The sequence below is a fragment of the Pyxidicoccus sp. M6 genome (assembly GCF_055568925.1).
The window spans coordinates 6,745,744-6,767,483 of record NZ_CM145714.1; the positions used below are offsets into that span (position 1 = coordinate 6,745,744).

Sequence of the window (21,740 nt, forward strand, 5' to 3'; positions counted from 1 at the left end):
TTCTTCATGCGACTCCTGGACGGAATGAAGCTTCGCACCCGCCTCACCCTGGCGGTGTCCCTGCTGATTCTCTGCGCGCTGCTGCCGGTGAACCTGTTCCTGCGCTTCTCCACGACGGAGAACCTCCAGCAACAGATTCACGGCATGCTGAAGGTGGAGGCGGAGGGGCTGCGCGACCTCGTGGAGGCGGCGCTCGTCGAGCGCGAGGCCAACGCGCGGAGCTGGTCGGAGGACGCCATCCTCCGCGGCGCGCTGCTGTTCGGCACCTACGAGAAGAGCGACGCGGTGCTCGCCTCGCTGCAGAAGCGCCACCCGTCCTTCACCGGGCTGGTGCTCTTCACCGAGGACGGCCACGCCGTCTCCGCCAGCGACCCCATGCTGCGAGACGCGTTCGCCGGCCGCACGAAGGAGGTGCTCGCGGCGGGCTGGTTCCGCGCCGCGCGCGAGGGGCGGCTCGACACCAGCGCCGTCACCGAGATGGACCCCGTCTTCCGCCGCCGCGTGCTGCCGTTCGCGGTGCCGGTGCTGAGCCCCATCAGCGGCGCGCGCATCGGCGTGCTGCTGGCCGCCTTCGACTGGGACCAGATGGGCGCCGTGGTGTCCTCCGCGCTGGAGCGCTCTCGGGCCCGGGGACATGAGAGCTTCGCCCTGGAGGTGCTCTCCGCCAGCGGGGGCACGCTCTATGACTCCCTCCCGGCGGGCGCGTCGCGTCCCGCGGACGTCGTCCATGAGGAGGCCGTCGACCAGGAGACGGTGAAGGACGTGGGCGATGGCTGGCGCTTCGTGGCTACGGTGGACCCGGACGAGGCCTATGCGCCGCTCAACCGCGCCGCCACGGTGGCGCTCTCCATCATGGTGTCCGCGCTGCTGCTGGCCGGCGTGGCCGCGTGGCTGCTGGCGCGCGGCATGACGCGCCCCATCTCCACGCTGAGCGAGGTGGTGGGCCGCATCGTCCGGGACGGAGATTTGACGCAGAAGGTGCACGTGCCCACGCGCCGTGACGAGGTGGGCGAGTTGGCGGAGTCCTTCTCGCGGATGATGAGCCACCTGCGCGAGTCCACCGCCAGCCTCCAGCAGGGCACGCGCGTGCTGGGCGAGACGGTGGCCGAGCTCACCGCCGCGTCGACGCAGCAGGAGCGCAACCTGACGCGGCAGGCCGCCGCGCTCCAGGAGACGCAGGTGACGGCGCAGGAAATCAAGCAGACGTCGATGATGGCGGCGGACCGCTCTCAGACGGTGCTCGGTGCCAGCGCGCGTGCCCGCGAGGTGGGACAGGCGGGTGAGGCCACCGTCAGCGCCAGTCTCCAGGGCTTCGAGCAGCTTCGCGAGCAGGTGGGCCGCGTGGCCAGCAGCATCTCCTCGCTCGCGGAGCGCACGCTGCAGATTGACGGCATCACCCAGTCGGTGAAGGACCTGGCGGACCAGTCCAACATGCTGGCGCTCAACGCGGCGATTGAAGCCGTGCGCTCGGGCGAGCACGGCAAGGGCTTCGGCGTGGTGGCGCGCGAGATTCGCAGCCTCGCGGACCAGTCCATCGACTCCACCGGCCGCGTTCGCGAGATTCTCGAGGACATCCGCCGCGCCATCCAGGCGACGGTGAGCCTCTCGGAAGAGGGGCAGCGGCGCACCGAGGCGGGTCTGTCCCAGGTGCGCGCCAGCGGCGACAGCCTGCGCGAGCTGGCGAGCATCATCCAGGACAACGCCAACGCCGCGCAGCAGATTGCCGCCGCCGTCACGCAGCAGAACGCGGGCGTCGCTCAAATCTTCACGGCCGTCACGGACCTCTCGCGGATGATGGACGAGACGATGCAGGGCCTGAAGGGCACCCAGCGCACCACCGAGATGCTGCGTGACGTGGCCCAGCGCATGGACGTGGTCGCGAGCACCTACCGCGTCTGACGGACGAGATGCCGCGCGACGAAGGCTTCAGCCCACGGAGATGCCTCCGCCCTGGACGATGAAGTCCCTGCGTGTGAAGCGCGAGACGAGGGCCTCCGGCTGGTCGGCGTAGGACGTGTGGGCCTCGGCGCTGGGGATGAGGTGGTAGGCGGCGCGCACCTGGTCGGCGAGGACCTCCACCACGGTGAAGCCGTGGGAGTCGGTGTCCACGAAGGTGATGCCCGGGTTGCCCTCGCGCAGGGTGGCGTCCTGCTCGGTGACGACGTAGCGGTACACCGCGGAGCCGGGCGGGAAGCCCGCGGCCTCCACCTGGCCCGCCGCCTCCTCCTTCACCGACGAGGACGAGATGGCCGGCGCGGTGAGGGCGGGCACGCCCAATTCCACGGACGCGAAGGCCGCGTGGATGTCCCCCGACACCACGACGGTATGGTCCGACGTGCGCCCGCGCAGCTCACCCAAGAGCCGGGTCCGCTCCTGCGGGAAGCCGTCCCACTGGTCCACGTCGAAGTAGTACCGGTTGCGCACCGTGGAGGGCTCCACGTCCGGCTTGTTGCTCAGGTCCCACACCATGGTGGTGGGCGACACGGAGCTGACCAGCACCTTCCACGTCTGCGGGCCGGATGCCTCGCCCAGCACGAAGGCGGACTGCTCGGAGCCCAGGACGTTCTGCGCCTCGCCGCCGGTGGTGACGTCCCGCGCCGCCGCGTAGACGTCATACGTGTCCTTCACCACCACGTAGCGCGAGCCCAGCCGCGAGAAGAGCTCTGTCTTCCCCAGGTGCACGAAGCCGATGCCCCGGGGCTTGTTCGTGGGGGAGATGGGCGGGCGGCCCGCCTGCGCGAGCACCGGGTTGACGTACGCCAGCGCATGCGGGCCCCGCACGGCCTCGTCGGCGCGAGCCTCCGCGTCCTGCTGCGTCAGCCCCGCCGCCACCGCGAGCTGCGTATAGACACCGACGAGGATGGTCCGAGCCTCCGCGTACTCCGGCGCGCTGATGTCCACGTACGCGAAGGTGTCCGCGGTGAAGGAGCCCGCCACGCCCAGCGCCGTCAGGGTGTCCGCGTCCACCGCCACGGCCGCGGGCCAGGCGTCCTCGGGAATGAGATGGTCCGGGTGCTTGCTGCGGTAGTCGGTGACGATGAGGCGCAGCGTCGTCCCGAAGTCGAGGCTGCGCCAGATGCGCGTGTCCGGGTAGCGCGGCATCGCGTCGATGTCCACCGGGCCCTCGGACACGTCGTCCGGGTCGATGGGGAGGTACTCGAAGAAGGCCAGCTCCGCGTTGCGGCGCCGCTCCGGCTCGGCCTCGTCCTGACGCCCGTCGGTGTAGTTGGCGTGCGCGTCCCACGAGTCGTCGGAGAACTCGTGGTCGTCCCAGGTGACGACGAACGGGTAGCGCTCGTGGGCCTGCTGGAGGAACGTGTCCGAGCGGTACGTCTTGTACAGGTCGCGGTAGTTGGACAGCGACGCGGCGGCGAGCACCGTGCCCGCGGAGGTGGTGAGTCTCAGTGCGCCGTCCGGCTCGCTGAAGCGCACCTGGCGCGTGGTGCCGGGGAGGGCGGCCTCCAGCGTCGTCTCGTAGACGTAGTCCCCGAGGAAGACGACACAGTCCAGGTCCTCGTCGAGCTGCACGAGCCGCTGCCAGGAGTTGTAGTAGCGGCCGTTGTAGTCCTGGCAGTTGGCCACCACGAAGCGCACCGGCGTGTCCGAGCTCGCGTCCGGAGCCGTGCGCGTGCGCCCCACGGGCGAGGACACCCGCCGGCCGTTCCGCTCCTGGAGGAACCGGTAGTAGTACGTCGTGCGCGGCGCGAGCTCCGTCACCTTGACCTTGAGGACGTGGTCGTGTGCCGAGCTGACGGTGACGCCCTTGAGCTCCAGGACGCGCTGGTTGAAGCGGTCATCCAGCGCGACCTGGACGGTGAGCGACACGTCGGCGTCCGCGTTGCCCGGGTCCACGGCGCGCGTCCAGATGACCACGCTGGTGGGGCGTGGGTCTCCGGAGGCGACGGACTGCGGGTAGAAGGTGCGGTCCTCGACGATGGGCAGCTCGTCGTCGTCATCGTCGGAGCAGCCGAAGGCCGTGCTCGCGGCCACGGCGGCCAGGCACTTCAGGACGGAACGGCGGTCCAGCACTCGCGGCATGGGGTGGCTCCTCGGCATACCGGGAGGAATGCTCCCGGAGAACGCGCGAGGTTACGGAGCGCACGGCGGCGCTCCATCGGCCCCGGGGCCGTCCGTCCCGTCCGCTTCCCGTCAGCAGGACCTGCCGTCAGGACAGGCGAGCGTGCTCAGCTCCTCGACGACTTCGGGGCCGCCGAGGTGATGTCCGCGTTGAGGTCCTCACCGCCCGCGGTGCCATCCGCGCCGTAGGAGATGACCACGGGCCTGCCGGCCTCGTTCACGTACACGTACCCGTTGCCCCACGGGTCCGTGGGCAGCTTGTCCAGGGCCTGGCTCTCCACCAGCGCATTGAGTCCGGCGGAGGTGTCCGGGAAGCGGCCCGTCTTCGCATAGTGAATCTTGAGGGCGGACTCGATGACCTTGATGTCCAGCGCGGCGGTGTCCCTCTTCGCGTCGTTGAGCCTGGGGATGACGGCGACGCCCACCGCCGCCGCGAGGAGCCCGAGGATGGTGATGACCACCATGATTTCGATGAGGGTCATTCCGCGGCTGCGACGGCGCTGCTGCTGCTTCGTGTTGGTGTGGTTCATGACTTTTCTTCGCCTCACGTGACGTTCTGGCAGGCCATCGCGTCGCCTCGATGTCGCGCTGTCGTGAACCCCCTCGACTCCGCGCATGGCGCTGCCCCTGAGAGCCCTTCGCCAGCCTTCGGCGATGGGCCCACGGGGACGTCAGTGCAGGCGGCGTGCCCACCCATGGAGGCGGGGCCGGGAATATTCGCGGCGCACCCCGTTCAGAGGCCGTAGCTCCACCACGCTTCTCCAGGACATCTCATGAAGAGCCACTTCCTCGCCCGGGCCGTCAGCGGCCTCGTGGCGCTCTCCACCCTTGCGCCCTCGCTCGTCCACGCGGCCTGCGACATCGACAGTGCGGCCCAGTCCGCTCCGGCGCTGACGTCCTTCAACTGGTACCACCGCATCGACGGGGCGGGGAACGTCGCCGCCTCGCACCCGGACGGCTACTACCAGATCAGCTCCGCCAGCATGGTGAACCGCGGCGCGTGGCTGGACGCGACGCTGCCGCGCATGCCCATCTACAAGCCGTTCCGCGAGAGCACGGTGACGGTGGGGACGGGGTGGATGTACGGCGCCAACTCGCGCCACAACGCGGTGGACTACGGCAACGGCGGCAACAGCTTCCGCGTGGACGCGGTGGCGGACGGCACGGTGTTGTGGGTGGGCTACATGCCCAGCCCGGGCAACGTGGTCATCATCGAGCACACCGCGAAGGACGGCTCGAGGTTCCGCACCGTCTACCATCACCTGCGCGACGGCCGGGACGAGGACATCGCCCGCGCCCGCCTGACGAAGACGTATTACGAGAAGGGCAACGGCGCCGGCTCCTTCGCCACGGCGGACGCCGCGTGGAAGAACTACCAGAGCCAGGCGGACACGGACGGACAGACGCTGACCAACGGCGCGACGTCCGCGCAGCTCACCGCGATTGAGTCGCGCTGGGGCACCAACTCGCAGGGCATCCTGGTCAGCGAGGGCCAGACGGTGAAGGCGGGGCAGCAGATCGGCATGGCCGGGCTCACCGGCGCGCACGGGATGAACAGCTCCATCACCAACACGCACCTGCACATCATGTTCGCGCGGCCCGCCGAGCACTGGGTGGGCGGCGTGAAGCAGAACCTGTGGACGTTCTTCGACCCGTACGGCCTCTACGCCCTCAGCGCGTCCTGCTACCAGACGGAGTATCCGACGGGGCAGGGCGGTCAGGCGGATCAGCACGCCACGCACTTCGCGCCCTTCTTCCAGGACTTCGCGGGCGTGGACTCGGGGAAGTTCCAGCAAGGGTTCAACTACTTCGCGTCCTTCGGCTGGTTCCCCTCCACGCTCGCCACCGAGTCGAGCGGCTGGACGTGGAAGCTGGGCGGCTCGTTCCAGTACAACCCGTCCGCGCCCGTCACGCGCACGTTCCGCACCTTCGCGCAGCACCAGTCGGACGCGGACACCTGGTATCCGCTGGGCTGGCGCCCGGACAAGGTGGTGGGCATGACGGCGCCGGACGAGGCCCGCTTCACCGCCATCTACGCGCCCATCACCGGCGGCTACATCGCCCGGCACAAGATGACGCCGAGCTGGTTCGGCTCGCAGGTGGGCGACAACTACAACGCGGGCTATCTGATCACAGATGCCTCCGCGTACCTGGACGCGGGCCAGCTCTTCTTCACCGGCACGTGGGTGAAGCAGCCGTCGGTGACGGCGCAGTACGCGTACCATTCCATGACGGAAACGGACCTGTGGAACACGGATGACACGCTGAAGGCCTCGGGCTTCAAGATGGTCAGCGTGCAGAAGTACTCGCACCCGGGCCTGGGTGACAGGTACCTCGCCCTCTGGCACGTCACGTCGAAGACGCTGGTTCCCTTCGTCAACCTCACCCCGGACCAGTTCCGCTCGTACCGCGACCTCTACGCGGGCCTCTTCAACTACCGCGTGCGTCACGTCAGCGCGTACGGCGGCAAGTACGCCGTCATCTTCGAGAAGTAGCCCCCTGAGACATGAAACATGGCTCGGCCCGTGGATCAGGGCCGGGCCATAGCGATTCCGAGGGGTTGAAGGCGCAGCCGCTCGAAAATTCCCGGGACGTTTCAAGAATCCGGGCCTCGTGCGTTTGGTTGTTTGGGACACACACCGGCCCGCTGGGGAGGGGCTGGTGACTGAGGGGGGCATATGGCGCCGACGTATGACGCGCTGGTTATCGGCACCGGCTTCGGGGGAGCGGTGGCCGCCTGCCGTCTGGCGCAGGCGGGGCTGTCCGTGCGCGTGTTGGAGCGGGGGAAGCGCTATCCGAAGGGTGGCTTCCCGCGCGACTGGGAGAACCCGCTCAACGGCTGGTTGTGGAAGCACGAGCAGGGCCTCTTCGACGTGAAGCTGCTGCAGGGCATGAGCGTCGTCCAGGCCGCGGGGTACGGCGGCGGCTCGCTCATCTACGCCAACGTGCACCTGCGCCCGCCCGCGGAGACCTTCGCGACGGACTGGCCCGAGGGCTACAGCCGCGAGTCATTGGACCCGTACTTCGACCTGGTGGCGCACATGTTGGACCTGCAGCCCATCACCGCGTCCGCGCGGGGGCTGCCCACCAAGACGCAGCGGATGAAGGACGTGGCGAGGCAGCTCGGGCGCGAGGCGCAGTTCTTCTACCCGGACCTCGCCGTGCGCTTCGCCCCCGCGGGCGAGTCCCTGCCCAACAAGTTCGGCGTGCATCAGGAGGGCTGCAACTACTGCGGCGAGTGCGACATCGGCTGCAACGTCCGCGCGAAGAACACACTGGACCTCAACTACCTCGCCGTCGCGGAGCAGCGCGGCGCCCAGGTGTCCACGCAGGCCGAGGCCACCCGAATCGAGCCGCTCTCGCCCGAGGGCTACCGCGTCACCTTCCTGGACCACGGCGCGGGCGGCGCGGTGCGCACCGTGGATGCGCGCCGTGTCTTCCTCTGCGCGGGCGCGGTGAACACCACGGAGCTGCTGCTGCGCTGCCGTGACGAGTGGGGCACGCTGCCCGACCTGAACGAGAAGCTGGGCTGCCGCTACTCGGCCAACGGCGACTTCCTCGCCTTCGCGCTGGAGACGCGCGAGGTGTGGGACCCGTCCGAGGGGCCCACGATTACCACCAGCCTCGTGGTGGACCAGGGGAAGGGGAAGGACAAGACGTGGTTCCTCTTCCAGGAGGGCGGGCACCCGGGACAGGTGGCCGGCATCCTCCAGTCGCTGGACCCGGGCCATGACGTGAAGGTGCCGGCGGAGCTGCTCCAGAAGGAACTGGTGAAGGCCCTGCGCAGGCGCTCGCGAGGAGCAGCGGCCATCGAGCGCGAGCGAGACCGTTTCCAGTCCGTGTTCCTGGCCATGGGGCGTGACCGGGCCAACGGCCGGCTCGCGCTGCGTCCGCTCACGGGAGAGATGGAGGTGCGCTGGGACGTGCCCTCCAACCTGCCGCTGTACCGGACGCAGGAGCAGCTCTGCCAGGACATCGCCCGGGCGCTGGGCGCGCGCGCCGTCTACAACCCGCTGTGGGAGCGGCTGCACATCCCCGTCTCGGTGCACAACCTGGGCGGCTGCGCCATGGCCGATGCGCCCGCGTACGGCGTGCTGGACGCGCACGGCGAGGTGCACAACTACCCCGGCCTGTTCGTCCTCGATGGAGCCGCGCTGCCGTCCAGCACGGGCGTCAACCCGTCGTCCACCATTGCAGCGGTGGCCGAGCGCAACGTGGAGCGCGCCATCCGCATTGCCCTGGGCAAACCCAACTGGGTCGCCCCCGAGCGCGCGGGCACCGCGGAGCCGCAGCCCGTCCGCGTGGCCCAGCGCATCTTCCCTGAATCGCAGCCGGCACGCGTGGTGCCAAGAGAGGACCCGATGAGGACGGTGGTGATTCCCGAGGGCGGTACGGTGCCGTCACCGACGCCGGTGGTGGGCCTGCGCTTCACCGAGCGGATGCGCGGCTTCCACTCGCCGGGCCATGTGCCGGCGGATGACTTCGTGGGCGCGGAGAAGGCCGGCAAGCGGGCAGGGCACCTGGCGGAGTTCGTCATCACCATCACCCTGCCGAGCCTGGACCGCTTCCTCGCGGAGAAGGCCCACGGCGGCATTGCCCAGGGCACGGTGCACGTGCACGGCCTCACGCCGCCCGAGGGCGCGGACGTGACGAATGGCGTCTTCAACCTCTTCGTGGACACGGACAGCTTCACGGAGCGGAAGATGCTCTACCTGCTGCCCTTCACCGGCGTGGACGGACAGGCGTACGTCCTCGACGGGTACAAAGACGTGCGGGACGACGACGGCTTCGACGTGTGGGGCGACACGTCCACGCTCTACACCGTCATCCGCCGGGGCACGGAGCGGAGCTCGCCGGTGGTGTCCAGCGGCATCATCCGACTGCACCTGCCGGACTTCCTCCAGCAGCTCACGACCTTCTCGGTGTTGGGCACGGATTCGCCGGTGCAGAAGGCGGATGCGCTCAAGCGCTTCGGGAAGATGTTCATGGGCCACCTCTGGGACGTCTTCGCCCGCACGAAGCTGGAATAGGAGACGCACACCTTGGGTATGGCGACGCGGTACGACGTGGTGGTGGTGGGCTCGGGCTTCGGGGGCTCCATCAGCGCCCTGCGGCTGGCGCAGGCGGGGAAGTCCGTGGCGGTGCTGGAGCGTGGCCGGCGCTACCGGCCCGGCGAGTTCCCCCGCGACGTGACGCGCGCGGATGAGCTCCTCTGGCGCCACCCGTCGCGGCTGGAGGCGCAGGGGCTCTACGACGTGCGCTTCCTGTCCGGCATCGGCACGGTGACGGCGAGCGGGGTGGGCGGTGGCTCGCTCATCTACGCCAACATCCACGTGCGGCCGGACGCCGCCGTCTTCGAGGACCCACGCTGGCCGCGCGCATACAGCCGCGCCTCGCTGGAGCCGTACTTCGACAAGGTGGCCCGCGAGCTGCGTCTGGAGCCGGTGCCCGCGTCCATTCCCCTGCGCAAGCGCGACATCTTCAAGCGCGCCGCCGAGCGCATGGGCCGCCCGACGTTCGACCCGCCCGAGGCGGTGTCCTGGACGGAGCCGGCGGGTCCGGGCCGTAAGGTGTGCCAGCTCTGCGCGGAGTGCGAGTTCGGCTGCCAGTACGGCGCGAAGAACACGATGGACCAGACGTACCTCGCGCGCGCGGAGGCGCTGGGCGCCACGGTGTGGCCGCGCACGCTCGTCTCGCACGTGGAGCCGGCGCCGGGCGGCGGCTACCGGGTGCACTGCACGGATTTGACGACGGGCGATCGGCGCACGGTGGAGGGCTCGCGCGTGGTGCTGGCAGCAGGCACGCTGGGCACGGTGGAGCTGCTGCTGCGCAGCCGGGACGGGGCGAAGACGCTGCCTCGCGTGAGCGCGCGGTTGGGGCACGGGTACTCGGGCAACGGAGACTTCCTGGGCTCGCTGCAGCACGCGCGCGAGGACCTCCAGCCGTGGGTGGGCCCGGACGTGGCCACGGTGATGCGCTTCACTGATGAACAGCCGCGCTTCACGCTGGTGACGGCGACGTTCAACCAGCCCGCGACGGCGGTGCTGGCGGGCATGGGGCAGCCTCGGCTGGGGCCGTTCCAGGGCATCGGCTATCCGCTGTGGACGTTCCTCGGGCCCGTCGTTCACAAGGCGTTCGCGAAGGGCCTGTTCAGCAAGCCTCTGAGCAACCGCGTGGACCCGGCGCGCACGTCCAACCTCTTCGCCATCGGGCAGGACAACGCCAACGGGCGCATGGGGCTGAAGAGCGGACGGGTGGACGTGGAGTGGGACTACGCCGGGGAGAACGCGGAGCTGGTGAAGCGCATGTCCGCGGCGATGCAGGAGGTGGCGTCGCAGTACGGAGGCACGTACGCGCCGCTGATTACGTGGCAGTTGTTCAAGCGGCCCTTCACGGTGCACTCGCTGGGCGGGGCGCACCTGGCGGACTCGCCCGAGCACGGCGTCGTCTCCACCGAGGGCGAGGTGTTCAACCACCCCGGCCTCTACGTGGCGGACGGCTCCGTCATTCCCACGGCCATCGGCTTCCACCCGGTGATGACCATCAGCGCGGTGGCCGAGCGCATCGCCGAGGCCGTGTCCCGCGGCTTCTGAACCCGATTCGAGATTCCGAGGAGAGAACCATGGACACGCTTCCACCGGCGCAGCGGCACGACTTCAAGACGGGCGACGGCGTTCAGTTGTGGCTCACCCGCTACCAGGGCGGGACGAAGGGCCCGGTGCTGTTGGTGCACGGGGCCGGCGTGTGGAGCGGCATGTTCATGCTGCCCACGCTGAAGGAGAACTTCGTCCAGTTCCTCGTGCGCCATGGCTATGACACGTGGCTGCTGGACTGGCGCGCGAGCGTGGAGTTGCCGCTGCGCCAGTTCACGCTGGACGACGCGGCCGAGCACGACATGCCGGGCGCGGTGCGGAAGATTCTGGACGTGACGAAGGCGGGCTCGGTGCAGGCGGTGGTGCACTGCGCGGGCTCGACGGCGTTCTTCATGTCCATGGCCATGGGGCGCCTGCCGGACGTGCGGAGCGTGGTGGCGTCGCAGGTGGCGCTGCATCACATCGTCCCGCCGGCCACGCAGCTCAAGGCGATGCTGCGGCTGCCGGAGACGCTGGACGTGGCGCTGGACTACCTGTCGCCGGACGAGGACCCGAAGAATCCGCTGTGGCAGGCGGCGTTCGGCAAGTTCTCGGACCTGCTCAGCCACGAGTGCGACAGCACGGTGTGCCACCGGCTGACGTTCATGTACGGGCACCTGTACCGGCACGCGCGGATCAACCGCGAGACGCATGAGCGGCTGGAGGAGCAGTTCGGCCCGTGCAACATGCTCACGTTCCGGCACCTCGCGCAGATGGCGCGCGCGGGGCACGCGGTCAGCTTCGACCACGGCAAGGAAGAGAACGTCCGGCGCTATGGCCGCGAGACGCCGCCGTCCTATCTGCGGGCCGAGCACCTGCGCCGGCCGATCACGTTCCTGTCCGGCGAGCAGAACGGCACGTACCTCCCCGCGTCCACGGAGCTGACGTTCGAGTGGCTGCGGGAGGAGAACGGAGCGGACTGGTACCAGCGCAAGACGCTGGAGGGCTACGGGCACCTGGACACGTTCATGGGCAGCACGGCGGCGCGGGACACGTACCCGGTGGTGCTGGAGGCGCTGCAGGCCACGGGGTGATGCGCTGGCATCGAGCTGCTCGAGTGGCTCGACGCCTCACCGTGTTGCCGTGGTAATGAGCGCGTCCAAAAGGGAGGCAGCCACATGCCCGCGGGACGCGCAGCAGATGGAACCTATGCGGCCGGAGTTCGTCGCACCGTCGACCTGACCGCCGAGGACGCCTGGAGGAACTGGGGAGGGCAGGAGGGCCTTCCGCGCTGGCTTGGACGCGCGGAGCAGCCTCTGGAGGAGGGCACGGAGACGGTGCTCGCTGACGGCACTCGGGTGAAGGCCATCCGGGTGCGGCCGCCGTCACACCTCCGCATCAGGCTGGAGCGTGAGGACTGGCCCCAGGCGAGGACCGCGCAGCTCCGCGTTCTTCCCGCCGCCCGTGGTGTCACCATCGCGCTGCATGCGGAAGGACTTCCGGATGCTTCCACTCGCGCAGACTTCATCGAGCGCTGGTCGCAAGCGCTGGGGGGCGGAGCATCGACGAGTCAGAGCCCCGGAAAGAAGACCGCAAGCAATGCGCCGGTGAAGAAGTCAGCGGCGAGCAAGAAGACCGCAAGCAAGGCTGCGGCGAAGAAGCCCGCGGCGAGCAAGAAGCCCGCGGGCAAGAAGCCGGCTCGCAAGGCTGCGGGGAAGAAGCCGAATCATCGACCTTCGTAGTGTCCCCACGAGCGGAGCGGAATCAGCTGCAGCTCTTCGCCCGCTCGTTGCACTCGCTCACGCAGCCCGGCGTGTCGAAGTCCACCTCGGAGTTCTGCGGCTTGTTGCTCGCGGGCCCCTCGGGGAACCGGTTGGAGGCCCGCGGAGGTGCCTGGCACGTGTCGAGGCACGCGTTGTACTCGTTGCGGCACGGCTCCGACATGCCCGACGTGTTCAGCGTGGCGCAGCCACCCAGCGCACCCGCCAGCGCCGCAATCGCGAGAGCGAATCTCATCTCCGCAATCCTAGCCGATAACGAAACGGCGCTGGCCCAGCACCCCGCCGTCCATCTCCACCACATCGCCCGGCTTCAGCATGCGCGGGTTGCGCGCGTGGGTCCGCAGCGCGGCGGCCAACCTCGCGCTCGCGGGCAGCAGCGCGCCCACCTTCCGCTTCCACGGCGGCACCGTGAAGGCCACGCCCGACGGTGTCCCCGTGAGCACGACATCTCCCTTCTCCAGCACACCCGATGATGCCGCCCGAGCAGCCTGCAGCAGCAGCTCGCGCGGAGACAGGATGAGGTCCATCGTCCGGCCCTGCTGGCGCGGTTCGCCATTCACCGTGAGGGTCAGCGTCACGTCCAGGCACGCCGCCGCCTGCGGTGTATCCGGCACCCAGAGCAGGGGACCCGCCACGAGGAACCCCGCGAAGCTCTTCGCCGCGCACCAGAACGCCATCCGGTCTTCCCGGCCCTCGCCCAGCACCTGCACCGAGCGCGCCGTCACGTCATTGGCCAGGAAGTACCCCACAGGAGGCGCGAAGCCGGGCCGCTCCAGGTCCTCGACGCGCGTGTCCTCCAACATCAGCAGGCCCAGCTCCACCTCGTAGTCCAGCAGCGGAGGCAGCGCGGAGAACCGCGCCGCGAGAGACATGACGAGCCGCGCGTCCAGCCGCTCCACGGCCATCAGCAGCGCCTCGTGCGAGGGGCACTTCACCGCGTCTCCCTCGCGCAGCAGCGAGGCCGGGTCCTTGGTGAAGACCGCCGGGCCCTCCGCCTCGCCGCCCGTCTCGTTGATGTGCGCCGCGTACGTGAGCCCGAGCGCATGCACGTGCCGGGGTGCCAGCTCCAGCGGGAGGCTCTTCCCCGGCGTCCGGCCCGGAGTCAGCGCGCGCATGACCGCGGGCGTGGCCTGGGGCGTCTTGAGCAATCTCATAGACCCTCCACCGCACCACGAGCCACCGGCTCATCGAGGCACGTCTCATCCCAGCCGATGTACCGCACACCCGCCAGCGGCTCGGGAGCGTGGAACTCCAGCGCCCCCACGGCCGAGGTGAGCCGTCCCTCCTGTCGCCACGCGGCGAACGGATGCGCGCGGGTGAACAGCTCCACCTCGCACGTGGCCACGTCGCTCTGCGCCACGTGGACATCCCAGCCCGTCGGGTCCCGATACGCATACCCCGCGAGCGTCCGCGGGTCGCACCACGCACGGCCCTTCATGGACGCCGTGGCGGACGTCGCCTCGAACAGCAATTCCCCCGCGCGAGGCACCTCCATCCGCGTGAAGAACAACCCTGGCACCTCGTGGAACGCATGCTCCTTGCGAGCCGCGCGCAGGTAGATGGGCGTGAGCCGGGGACCGAAACCCTCACGCCGGGGCAGCACGGACAGCGCCTCCAGCGACGCCTTCGAATCTTCCTTGAAGACGGGCACGTACAACCACGTCAGCTCCTCGATGCGCCGGTGCCCCCACAGGTGCTTTTGCAGGCCCGGCGCGCCGCGCACGTCGTACCGCCGGCCATCCACCGTGACGGTGCCGGTGAAGGCGATGTCGTCATACGCATGGGACACATGCGTGACGAGCGGCAGCAGGTCCGTGCCCCTCGGCGCGCGCCGCACGGCCGAGGAGGTCTCCGGCGTGAAGCGCAAATCCCAGTCGATGGCATGCCCACCCGAGGCCACCCGCCCATGGCACCGTCCCGGCCCCAGCTCCGACTCGCCGATGCGGATGCCGAAGCGCCCCGGGGTCCCGGCGCTGAACTCCGACATGGGATGAAGGGACTTCAGCGCCACCGTCGGCGTGGGCGAGGCGCCGTCGAATGCCGCCGCCCACACCGTGGCGCGAGGCTCACCGGGCGCACCCGGGGCCGGTGTGAAGAGCGTGTAACGCAGCCACCACGCGCGCTCGCCGTTCCGGTCCAGCACCACCAGGAACCAGATTTCGAAGAACCCTGGCTGGCCCTTCCAGCGCGGCAGGTTGGCGCGCTCGCTCGAAGCCATATCTTCCCCCTCGTGGACGGCGACTCCGCCATCAGGGGACAACGCTCGCAGAGGCGGGGACTTCCCGGCAAGCCGCCTCAGCGGCCCGGCTCGTTCCACATCACACGGTAGGTGGCGCTGTCCTCGTCGAAGCGGCTCACCTCCACCGTCGTCCCCGGGGCGCCCGCGGCACGACCCATGGCCAGCATGACCCCCTGCTTGAAGTAGCGCAGCGAGCCCGGCTCGTTGAGCCACACCTCCGCCTCGTTGGGGCCGCGCTCGGAGATGCGCACCTCGGTGTAGTTGTTGCTCGTGCGGAAGCCGTGCTGCGCCTTCCACAGCATCCGCCACGGGCCCAGGAGCTTCATCACCCCGAGCAGGGCGCGCCCCATCATCGTGTCGCGGTAGCCGTCAATCATCCGCTCGCCGAGCAGGCGCCACGCCACCTCCTCGGGCTCGTTCGGGTGCATCGCCCTCGCCGTCAGCGCCACGCAGCGAATCCACGTCTCCAGCGGGTACGCCGGGAGCAGCGGCCGGTCCAGGTCCAGTCCCTCCATCCGGAGCTGCTCCTTGAGCAGCGGGGACACCCGCCCGGTGAGTCCCCGGACGAAGAGCCCCTCGACGATGGGAGGGAAGACGAGTCGCTCGGCCATGCGGGGCATTCCATCCCCGGGCCCACCGGTCGGGTCAAGTGTCTCGGACAGGGCTCTGTGCGTTCCGAACGGGGTAGGGCGTCAGCGGGCCAGGGTGGGACAGCGCCCACGGGGCCGGAAGGGCACGGCCCACAGCCTGCGGACGCCCTGGCCATTCACGGCCGTGAAGAACGTGTCCCAGCCCGAGCGCACGAAGCTCCTCGGCCATGCGTCGCGCATCCCTGGGGCCACATCGTCCAGCGGCAGCGTCACACCGGTGGTGCCATGGCTCACCCAGGCCTCGCGTCCACGCCCGGAGGTGCTCGCGCTGAAGAAGAGGCCGCCCTGGTGGGCCTCCAGGTGCTCGGGCCAGGCGCCCGCCATGCCCGGCTCCAGGTCCGTGAGCAGGCCCGTCCCCACGGCGGTGCCGTCGCTCACCCACAGCTCGCGCCCGCGCAGCCCGTCGTCCGCGGTGAAGTAGAGCTGCGGCCCGAGCACGGTGAGCTCCGCGGGCGACGAGCCCTCGTCCCCGGTGCGGATGTCCTTCACCCGCACCGTGCCCTTGCGGGTGCCGTCGCTGCGCCACAGCTCCACGTCCATGCCCTCCATGTCCGTGGAGGCCGCGAAGTACAGCTTGCCTCCCATCCCCCGCATCTCGCCCGTGGAGGCGAAGTCCGCGACGCTCAACGGCGGCCCTCCGTCCGTCACCATCAGGTGGACGTTGTGGCGGTGCATGTCGCCCATGACGAAGAACACGCGGCGGCCCGCGGCCGTGGGACCTCCGAGGACGGCGCCCTCGCTCGACATGCGCATCAGCTCGACGGGCGCGGAGCCGGGCGTGAGCTTCACCACCACCGTGTAGAACACCTGGGACTGGGCGACGAAGAAGAGCGAGCCGTCGCTGTTGCGCGTCAGCCGGTCCGGGTTGGTGCCCTCGGGCCCCGGGTCGATATCCGCGACGAGCACCGTGCCTGCGGCGGTGCCGTCGGTCGCCCACAGCTCGCGGCCGTGGGCCTCGTCGCTCGCCGCGAAGTAGAGCCGGCCGTCGGCCTCGAAGAACGAGCCAGGGAACGAGCCCGTCGGTCCGGGCCACAGGTCCGCCAGCAGGTGCGTACCGACCTCGGTGCCATCGCTCGTCCACATCTCCGTGCCATGGTCCGCGTCCTCGGCGGCGAAGAAGACGCGGTCGCCCAGGCGGGCGAGCTGCGTGGGCGGCATGCCGATGGGGCCCGCGGGGAAGTCCTTCACCTTGAAGGTGCCTTCGCCCTGGATGCCGCTGCTCACCCACAGGGACTGGCCGGATGTGTCGTCCCCCACGAAGAAGAAGAGGCCGCCACCGGCGTGCACCGGCTCGCGGCCCTCCTGCTCGAGGTCCGCGAGGGCGGGGCCCAGCGGGACGGGCGTCAGGTCACACAGCTCCCACGTGGAGTCCTCCATGGTGGAGCCCCTGCCGGACTCCGACGCGTCTCGAGGCGCGGGGCGGGCCGGGTCGGGTGATGAGCAACCGGCGAGGACCGCCAGCACCAGGGAGAGGGCACGCCAGCGGCGCATCGAGGACCTCGACAAGAAGGGGGTGTGGGACTTGCGGAATCTGGCCGCCTCCGGGCTCTTGCCAACCGGTGCGGAGGGAGGGTGCGAGTCACCGGCGCGCGACACTCCGGGTGTCCGGGAAGGACATTTCCTCGGACGCGGGGACCGATTGGCTCACGACGGACGCCACCTACGTTTGCGGCCCCTGTCATGGGCAGCACCGCCCCGGAGGCCGCGATGTCGTGGAGCCCCTTCTTGCCCCGGCCGCGAGGACTCGTGGCGGTCCTCGTGGGAGCCGTCCTGCTGGCCGGTCCGGCCCTGGCGCAGAGCGCATCGTCGGACGTGGGCACCTGGTCCAGTGTGATGAGCTGGCCCATCACCGCCACGCACGCGAGCCTGCAGCCGGATGGAAGGGTGATGTTCTTCGGCGAGTTCGACGAGGGCGATGGCCCGCCCCGGCGGTGGGACCCCGCCACCAACTCCGTCACCTCGCTGGCGCGCCCCGGGTACAACATCTTCTGCGCGGGGCACTCGTACCTCGCGGATGGCCGGCTGCTCATCACCGGCGGGCACATCGAGAGCCACGTGGGACTGGCCGACGCGAGCATCTATAACACGGCCTCGAATTCATGGACGCGCCTGCCCGACATGAACGAGGGGCGCTGGTACCCGACGAACACGACGCTGCCGAACGGGGACGTCATGGTGCTCTCGGGCGAGGTCGACGGCTCGGGCGACATCAACACGCTGCCCCAGCGCTTCCTGGCGAGCAGCCTGACGTGGCGGAACATGACGGGGGCGGTGCTCAAGCTGCCGTACTACCCGCGCATGTTCGTGGCGCCGGACGGGCGGCTCTTCTACGCGGGGCCGCAGCGCCAGTCGCGGTGGATGAGCACGTCGGGGACGGGCTCGTGGTCCACGGGGCCCTCCAGCAGCTTCGGCTCGCGGCCATACGGGCCCGCGGTCATCCTCGACGGGCGCGTGTTCATCATCGGCGGAGGAGACCCGCCGACGGCCACGGTGGAGACCATCGACCTGAACGCGTCCTCGCCGTCATGGCGGTACGTGGCGTCGATGTCCACGGCGCGGCGGCAGCACAACGCGACGATTCTGCCGGACGGCCGCGTGCTGGTGACGGGCGGGAGCCGGGGCAGTGGCTTCGACAACGCGGACTCTCCGGTGCACTCCGCGGAGGTGTACGACCCGGCGGCGAATCGGTGGACGCGGCTGGCGAGCAACACGGTGTACCGGGGCTACCACGCGACGGCGGTGCTGCTTCCGGACGGGCGGGTGCTGAGCGCGGGAGGCCGCAAGCGGACCACGGCGGAGGTCTATTCGCCACCCTATCTCTACAAGGGCGCGAGGCCGTCGGTGAGCTCGGCGCCGACCACGGTGGCGCCCGGGGCGACCTTCACCGTGTCGACGCCGGACGCGGGACGGATTTCGCGCGTGTCGCTGATTGCGCTCGCGTCGGTGACGCACGCGTTCGACCAGAACCAGCGGCTGGTGACGCTGAGCTTCAAGCGGAACTCGGGGAGCCTGACGGTGACGGCGCCGCGGAACAACAACGTGGCGCCGCCGGGCTACTACCAGCTCTTCCTGGTGAACGACGCGGGCGTCCCGTCGGTGGGGCGGATGGTGCGCATCACCACGCAGTGACAGAGCGTGCGTCTCCGCGCGCCAATACCAAAAAGAGAAGACCCACCTGGGGTGCGGCACACCCGCGCAACCTGGCTCGCGTCGAGGGAGGACACATGGTGCGCCAGGCAAGGCGCTAGACTCCGTGCATGTCCTCCGCGCTCGAGTCCGGACTCTACGAGACACTCCTCAGCCTGGAGCTGCGCAAACGCCTGGATGCCTCGGAACGCGATGGCTGGTGGCACGACGTCCAGAAGTGCGATCCGGCGCTTCGACCCGAGGTGCTTGCCCGGCACGTCTACATGTTGACGCGGCGCGCACTGACTTCGGTGCCCTCGGACGATGCGCAGGCCGAGAATCAGGTGCGCCTCACCAACGACCTCATTTCCCTGCTGAGTCGGGTGGGGAATGACGACACCGTCCTCACGACGGACCAGGTCTACGAAGAAGCCCAATTGCTCCGCGAAGCTCGCCGGGTCGAAAACTCCCTGGCGACCCAGAAGCCGACAATCCGGCCTCATCTCTCGCTCGCAGAGAGCGGGCTGTTGGTGAATGGGCGCCGCGACTACCAGGTGGGGCCGGAGCTCGCACGGGAGATCGAGAGCGCCGACCGCATCGACCTCCTATGCGCCTTCGTCCGCTTCGCGGGCCTGCGTCTGGTGCGAAAGCAGCTGGAAGAGTTCGTCCGCCGCGGAGGCCAGCTGCGTGTCATCACCACCGTGTACACCGGCTCCACGGAGCGCCGAGCCCTCGACGAGCTGGTCAAGCTGGGCGCCAAGGTGAAGGTCTCTTTCGAGACGGACCAGACCCGTCTCCACGCGAAGGCCTGGCTCTTCCACCGCAAGACGGGCCTGCACACCGCCTACATCGGCTCGTCGAACCTGACACACAGCGCGCTGGTAGATGGGCTGGAGTGGAACGTGCGGGTGAGCCACGCGGACAACGCTGGCATCCTCGAGCGCGTCGGCGCCACCTTCGAGCAGTACTGGAGTGAGCCGGAGTTCGTCCCATACGACCCGGACCGGGATGGCGAGCGGTTGTCCGTGGCACTTGCGCGGGAGCGGGGAGGCTCTGGCACGTCCGCGCTGGAGCGACTCGTCGCGCTCAACATCGAGTTCGAACCGAAGCCGCACCAGCGGCAGATGCTCGAGGCCCTGGAAGCCGAGCGGCAGCATGGGCACCGGAAGAACCTCGTCGTCGCCGCGACGGGCACGGGCAAGACGTGGGTGGCCGCGTTCGACTATCGGCGCCTGCGTGCCCAGGGGCACGAGCGGCTCCTGTTTGTTGCCCACCGGGACGAGATTCTCCAGCAGAGCCAACAGGTCTTCCAGTTGGTGCTGCGGGACTCTGCGTTTGGCGAGCGACTCGTTGCGGGGGAGCGGCCGGTCAATGGGGCTCCGCACGTCTTTGCCTCCGTGCAGTCCCTGCAGCGCCAGCTCGAGACCCTGACCCCGGACGCGTATGACGTCGTGGTCGTGGACGAGTTCCACCACGCGGAAGCGCCCACCTACCGCAATTTGCTGGAGCGCCTGAAGCCCCGCATCCTGCTCGGTCTCACCGCGACCCCAGACCGCGGGGATGGGCAGTCCGTGCTGGGCTGGTTCGACGGTCGCATCGCCTGTGACGTCCGGCTCTGGCAAGCCCTCGAGCAGCAGTTGCTCTGTCCCTTCCAGTACTTCGGCGTCAACGATGGCACCGACCTCTCGTCGGTGACGTTCAAGCGAGGAAGGTATGCGAAGGGAGAGCTCGAAGCGGCCTACCTCGTCACCGGTGATGACATCCGTGCCCGTCGCATCCTCCAGGCCGTGGAGGAGTACGTACACATTCCCCAGACGATGCGTGCCCTCGGTTTCTGCGTCAGCATCAAGCACGCGGAGGTCATGGCGCGGCACTTCAACAACGCGAACCTTCACGCGGTGGCCCTGCATGCGGGCTCTCCGGATGGGGAGCGGCGTGACGCTGTCGCAAGGCTGCGTCGGGGCGAGCTTCAGGCCGTCTTCACCGTGGACCTCTTCAACGAGGGTGTGGACATCCCCGAGGTGGACACCATCCTCCTGCTCCGGCCGACCGAGAGTGCCACCATCTTCCTCCAGCAACTGGGCCGCGGCCTGCGTTGGTCTCCAGGCTCGAGCAAGAGCGTCCTGACGGTGCTCGACTTCATTGGACAGGCGAGCAAGAGCTATCGCTTCGACGTGCGCTACCGCGCCATCGTTGGAGGCACGCGACGGCAGTTGGAGAATGAGCTGGAGCATGACTTCCCGCGCCTGCCACCCGGCTGCGCCATCCGGCTGGATCGGATTGCCCGGGAGCACGTCCTGCAGAATGTCCGAGCCGCCGTCCAGCAGGCGCGGCGCATGCTCCTGGAAGAACTCCAGTCCCTGCCTCCCGAAACGCGCTTGTCGGAGTTCTTGAAGGCCACGGGCTACGAACTGGAGGACGTCTACGGACGCGCCTCGGAGCGCAGTTCCTTCACGGCGCTACGGCGCGATGCAGGTTTTGAACGACGGGCTGCTGGGCCGCACGAAGGGGCGCTCTCCAAGGCGCTGCCCCGGTTGCTCCATGTCGGTGATGAAGAGCGATTGAGGGCATGGCGCGCCTGGTTGTCGCAGCCAATGCCTCCCGCACCGGCAACGCCTGGCAGTCGGGAGCAGCGCCTGCAGTGGATGCTGTTTTCCGCACTCGGCTTCCGGAGTCGCCCGGTGGCGGAGTGGTCGCAGGCACTCGCGGAGCTGTGGTCCGGTGTGGCTTTGCGCGAGGAGTTGCTGGAGTTGATGGAGCTCCTCGCGGATCGGAGCCGGCGGGTCCACACCCCGTTGGACACCTCAGGCTCCGTGCCGCTCGCAAGCCATGCGACGTATGGACTCTACGAAGTGATTGCGGCCTACGGGGTGCTGGGAACGAAGGGGACGCTGCGGGAGGTGCGAGAGGGCGTCCTGTGGGTGGAGGCGCACGGGACGGACCTGCTCTTCGTGACCCTCGACAAGTCGGACGCGGACTTCAAGCCGACCACGCGCTACGCGGACTACGCCGTCTCACCGAGCCGGTTTCATTGGGAGTCGCAAAACGCCACGTCGTCGTCCTCGCCCACAGGTCGGCGGTACGTCGAGCACGTCCAGCGGAAGACGCGCGTGGTCCTCTTCGTGCGCGAACGCAAGAAGGATGACCGAGGCGAGTCGATGCCGTACCTCTGCCTGGGCCCGGTCCGCTACGTAAGCCATGAGTCGGAGCGACCCATGCGCATCCTGTGGGATCTGGAGATCCCCATGCCCGCGGACTTCTTCCAAGCGACGAAGGTGGCCGCCGGGTAGGTTCA

The 21,740-nt window shown here is 69.4% G+C and carries 15 protein-coding genes; 8 read left to right on the forward strand and 7 right to left on the reverse strand.

The features are described 5' to 3' along the window. Window positions 1-6: 6 nt before the first annotated feature. Window positions 7-1,899: a methyl-accepting chemotaxis protein gene (locus tag ACVTJA_RS26980; RefSeq protein ID WP_465823798.1), complete on the forward strand. Its 1,893-nt coding sequence runs from the start codon at window positions 7-9 to the stop codon at window positions 1,897-1,899. A gap of 27 nt (window positions 1,900-1,926) precedes the next feature. On the opposite strand, the gene ACVTJA_RS26985 is transcribed toward ACVTJA_RS26980, so the two are convergent. Next, window positions 1,927-4,038 carry an alkaline phosphatase D family protein gene (locus tag ACVTJA_RS26985; RefSeq protein ID WP_465823799.1) on the reverse strand — a complete coding sequence of 704 codons (2,112 nt, stop codon included), beginning with the start codon at window positions 4,036-4,038 and terminating at the stop codon, window positions 1,927-1,929. 146 nt (window positions 4,039-4,184) lie between these two features. Then, window positions 4,185-4,607 carry a type II secretion system major pseudopilin GspG gene (gene gspG / locus ACVTJA_RS26990; RefSeq protein ID WP_465823800.1) on the reverse strand — a complete coding sequence of 141 codons (423 nt, stop codon included), beginning with the start codon at window positions 4,605-4,607 and terminating at the stop codon, window positions 4,185-4,187. A gap of 243 nt (window positions 4,608-4,850) precedes the next feature. On the opposite strand from gspG, the gene ACVTJA_RS26995 reads away from it, so the two are divergent. The 5 genes from ACVTJA_RS26995 to ACVTJA_RS27015 all read left to right on the forward strand — a co-directional run bounded on the left by ACVTJA_RS26995 (window position 4,851) and on the right by ACVTJA_RS27015 (window position 12,391). Next, window positions 4,851-6,572, forward strand: coding sequence for a hypothetical protein (locus ACVTJA_RS26995; RefSeq protein ID WP_465823801.1), 1,722 nt, complete (start codon window positions 4,851-4,853; stop codon window positions 6,570-6,572). 183 nt (window positions 6,573-6,755) lie between these two features. Then, window positions 6,756-9,107, forward strand: a complete 2,352-nt coding sequence (locus tag ACVTJA_RS27000) for a GMC family oxidoreductase N-terminal domain-containing protein (protein WP_465823802.1) — start codon at window positions 6,756-6,758, stop codon at window positions 9,105-9,107. Between the two features lie 18 nt (window positions 9,108-9,125). Then, window positions 9,126-10,670: a GMC family oxidoreductase N-terminal domain-containing protein gene (locus ACVTJA_RS27005; RefSeq protein ID WP_465823803.1), complete on the forward strand. Its 1,545-nt coding sequence runs from the start codon at window positions 9,126-9,128 to the stop codon at window positions 10,668-10,670. 29 nt (window positions 10,671-10,699) lie between these two features. Continuing rightward, window positions 10,700-11,743 carry an alpha/beta fold hydrolase gene (locus tag ACVTJA_RS27010; RefSeq protein WP_465823804.1) on the forward strand — a complete coding sequence of 348 codons (1,044 nt, stop codon included), beginning with the start codon at window positions 10,700-10,702 and terminating at the stop codon, window positions 11,741-11,743. A 243-nt stretch (window positions 11,744-11,986) separates the two neighbouring features. Then, window positions 11,987-12,391, forward strand: coding sequence for a hypothetical protein (locus ACVTJA_RS27015; RefSeq protein ID WP_465823805.1), 405 nt, complete (start codon window positions 11,987-11,989; stop codon window positions 12,389-12,391). A 22-nt stretch (window positions 12,392-12,413) separates the two neighbouring features. Here ACVTJA_RS27015 and ACVTJA_RS27020 read toward each other — a convergent pair whose 3' ends face one another. The 5 genes from ACVTJA_RS27020 to ACVTJA_RS27040 form a co-directional block, all read right to left on the reverse strand. Continuing rightward, a complete protein-coding gene (locus ACVTJA_RS27020; RefSeq protein ID WP_465823806.1) occupies window positions 12,414-12,665 on the reverse strand; it encodes a hypothetical protein in 252 nt (83 codons plus the stop codon). A 10-nt stretch (window positions 12,666-12,675) separates the two neighbouring features. Further along, window positions 12,676-13,584 carry a fumarylacetoacetate hydrolase family protein gene (locus ACVTJA_RS27025; protein ID WP_465823807.1) on the reverse strand — a complete coding sequence of 303 codons (909 nt, stop codon included), beginning with the start codon at window positions 13,582-13,584 and terminating at the stop codon, window positions 12,676-12,678. Then, entirely contained in the window at window positions 13,581-14,648 is a 1,068-nt protein-coding gene (locus tag ACVTJA_RS27030; protein ID WP_465823808.1) for a hypothetical protein, read from the reverse strand. The genes ACVTJA_RS27025 and ACVTJA_RS27030 overlap by 4 nt, the downstream gene beginning before the upstream one ends. Before the next feature lie 77 nt (window positions 14,649-14,725). Next, the gene (locus ACVTJA_RS27035; protein ID WP_465823809.1) at window positions 14,726-15,280 is read right to left on the reverse strand and encodes a DUF2378 family protein; all 555 of its coding nucleotides are present in this window, start codon (window positions 15,278-15,280) and stop codon (window positions 14,726-14,728) included. A gap of 81 nt (window positions 15,281-15,361) precedes the next feature. Continuing rightward, window positions 15,362-16,810 carry an ELWxxDGT repeat protein gene (locus ACVTJA_RS27040; RefSeq protein ID WP_465823810.1) on the reverse strand — a complete coding sequence of 483 codons (1,449 nt, stop codon included), beginning with the start codon at window positions 16,808-16,810 and terminating at the stop codon, window positions 15,362-15,364. A gap of 255 nt (window positions 16,811-17,065) precedes the next feature. Between ACVTJA_RS27040 and ACVTJA_RS27045 the strand changes: the two genes are divergently transcribed. Further along, window positions 17,066-18,448: a galactose oxidase-like domain-containing protein gene (locus tag ACVTJA_RS27045; RefSeq protein ID WP_465823811.1), complete on the forward strand. Its 1,383-nt coding sequence runs from the start codon at window positions 17,066-17,068 to the stop codon at window positions 18,446-18,448. 128 nt (window positions 18,449-18,576) lie between these two features. Beyond that, entirely contained in the window at window positions 18,577-21,735 is a 3,159-nt protein-coding gene (locus ACVTJA_RS27050; RefSeq protein ID WP_465823812.1) for a DEAD/DEAH box helicase, read from the forward strand. Window positions 21,736-21,740: the final 5 nt, after the last annotated feature.

Bases quoted from the DNA above. Each gene is read 5' to 3' on its own strand.
- ACVTJA_RS26980 (WP_465823798.1), top strand. From the start codon at position 7: ATGCGACTCCTGGACGGAATGAAGCTTCGCACCCGCCTCACCCTGGCG.
- ACVTJA_RS26985 (WP_465823799.1), bottom strand. From the start codon at position 4,038: ATGCCGCGAGTGCTGGACCGCCGTTCCGTCCTGAAGTGCCTGGCCGCC.
- gspG (WP_465823800.1), bottom strand. From the start codon at position 4,607: ATGAACCACACCAACACGAAGCAGCAGCAGCGCCGTCGCAGCCGCGGA.
- ACVTJA_RS26995 (WP_465823801.1), top strand. From the start codon at position 4,851: ATGAAGAGCCACTTCCTCGCCCGGGCCGTCAGCGGCCTCGTGGCGCTC.
- ACVTJA_RS27000 (WP_465823802.1), top strand. From the start codon at position 6,756: ATGGCGCCGACGTATGACGCGCTGGTTATCGGCACCGGCTTCGGGGGA.
- ACVTJA_RS27005 (WP_465823803.1), top strand. From the start codon at position 9,126: ATGGCGACGCGGTACGACGTGGTGGTGGTGGGCTCGGGCTTCGGGGGC.
- ACVTJA_RS27010 (WP_465823804.1), top strand. From the start codon at position 10,700: ATGGACACGCTTCCACCGGCGCAGCGGCACGACTTCAAGACGGGCGAC.
- ACVTJA_RS27020 (WP_465823806.1), bottom strand. From the start codon at position 12,665: ATGAGATTCGCTCTCGCGATTGCGGCGCTGGCGGGTGCGCTGGGTGGC.
- ACVTJA_RS27025 (WP_465823807.1), bottom strand. From the start codon at position 13,584: ATGAGATTGCTCAAGACGCCCCAGGCCACGCCCGCGGTCATGCGCGCG.
- ACVTJA_RS27030 (WP_465823808.1), bottom strand. From the start codon at position 14,648: ATGGCTTCGAGCGAGCGCGCCAACCTGCCGCGCTGGAAGGGCCAGCCA.
- ACVTJA_RS27035 (WP_465823809.1), bottom strand. From the start codon at position 15,280: ATGGCCGAGCGACTCGTCTTCCCTCCCATCGTCGAGGGGCTCTTCGTC.
- ACVTJA_RS27040 (WP_465823810.1), bottom strand. From the start codon at position 16,810: ATGCGCCGCTGGCGTGCCCTCTCCCTGGTGCTGGCGGTCCTCGCCGGT.
- ACVTJA_RS27050 (WP_465823812.1), top strand. From the start codon at position 18,577: ATGTCCTCCGCGCTCGAGTCCGGACTCTACGAGACACTCCTCAGCCTG.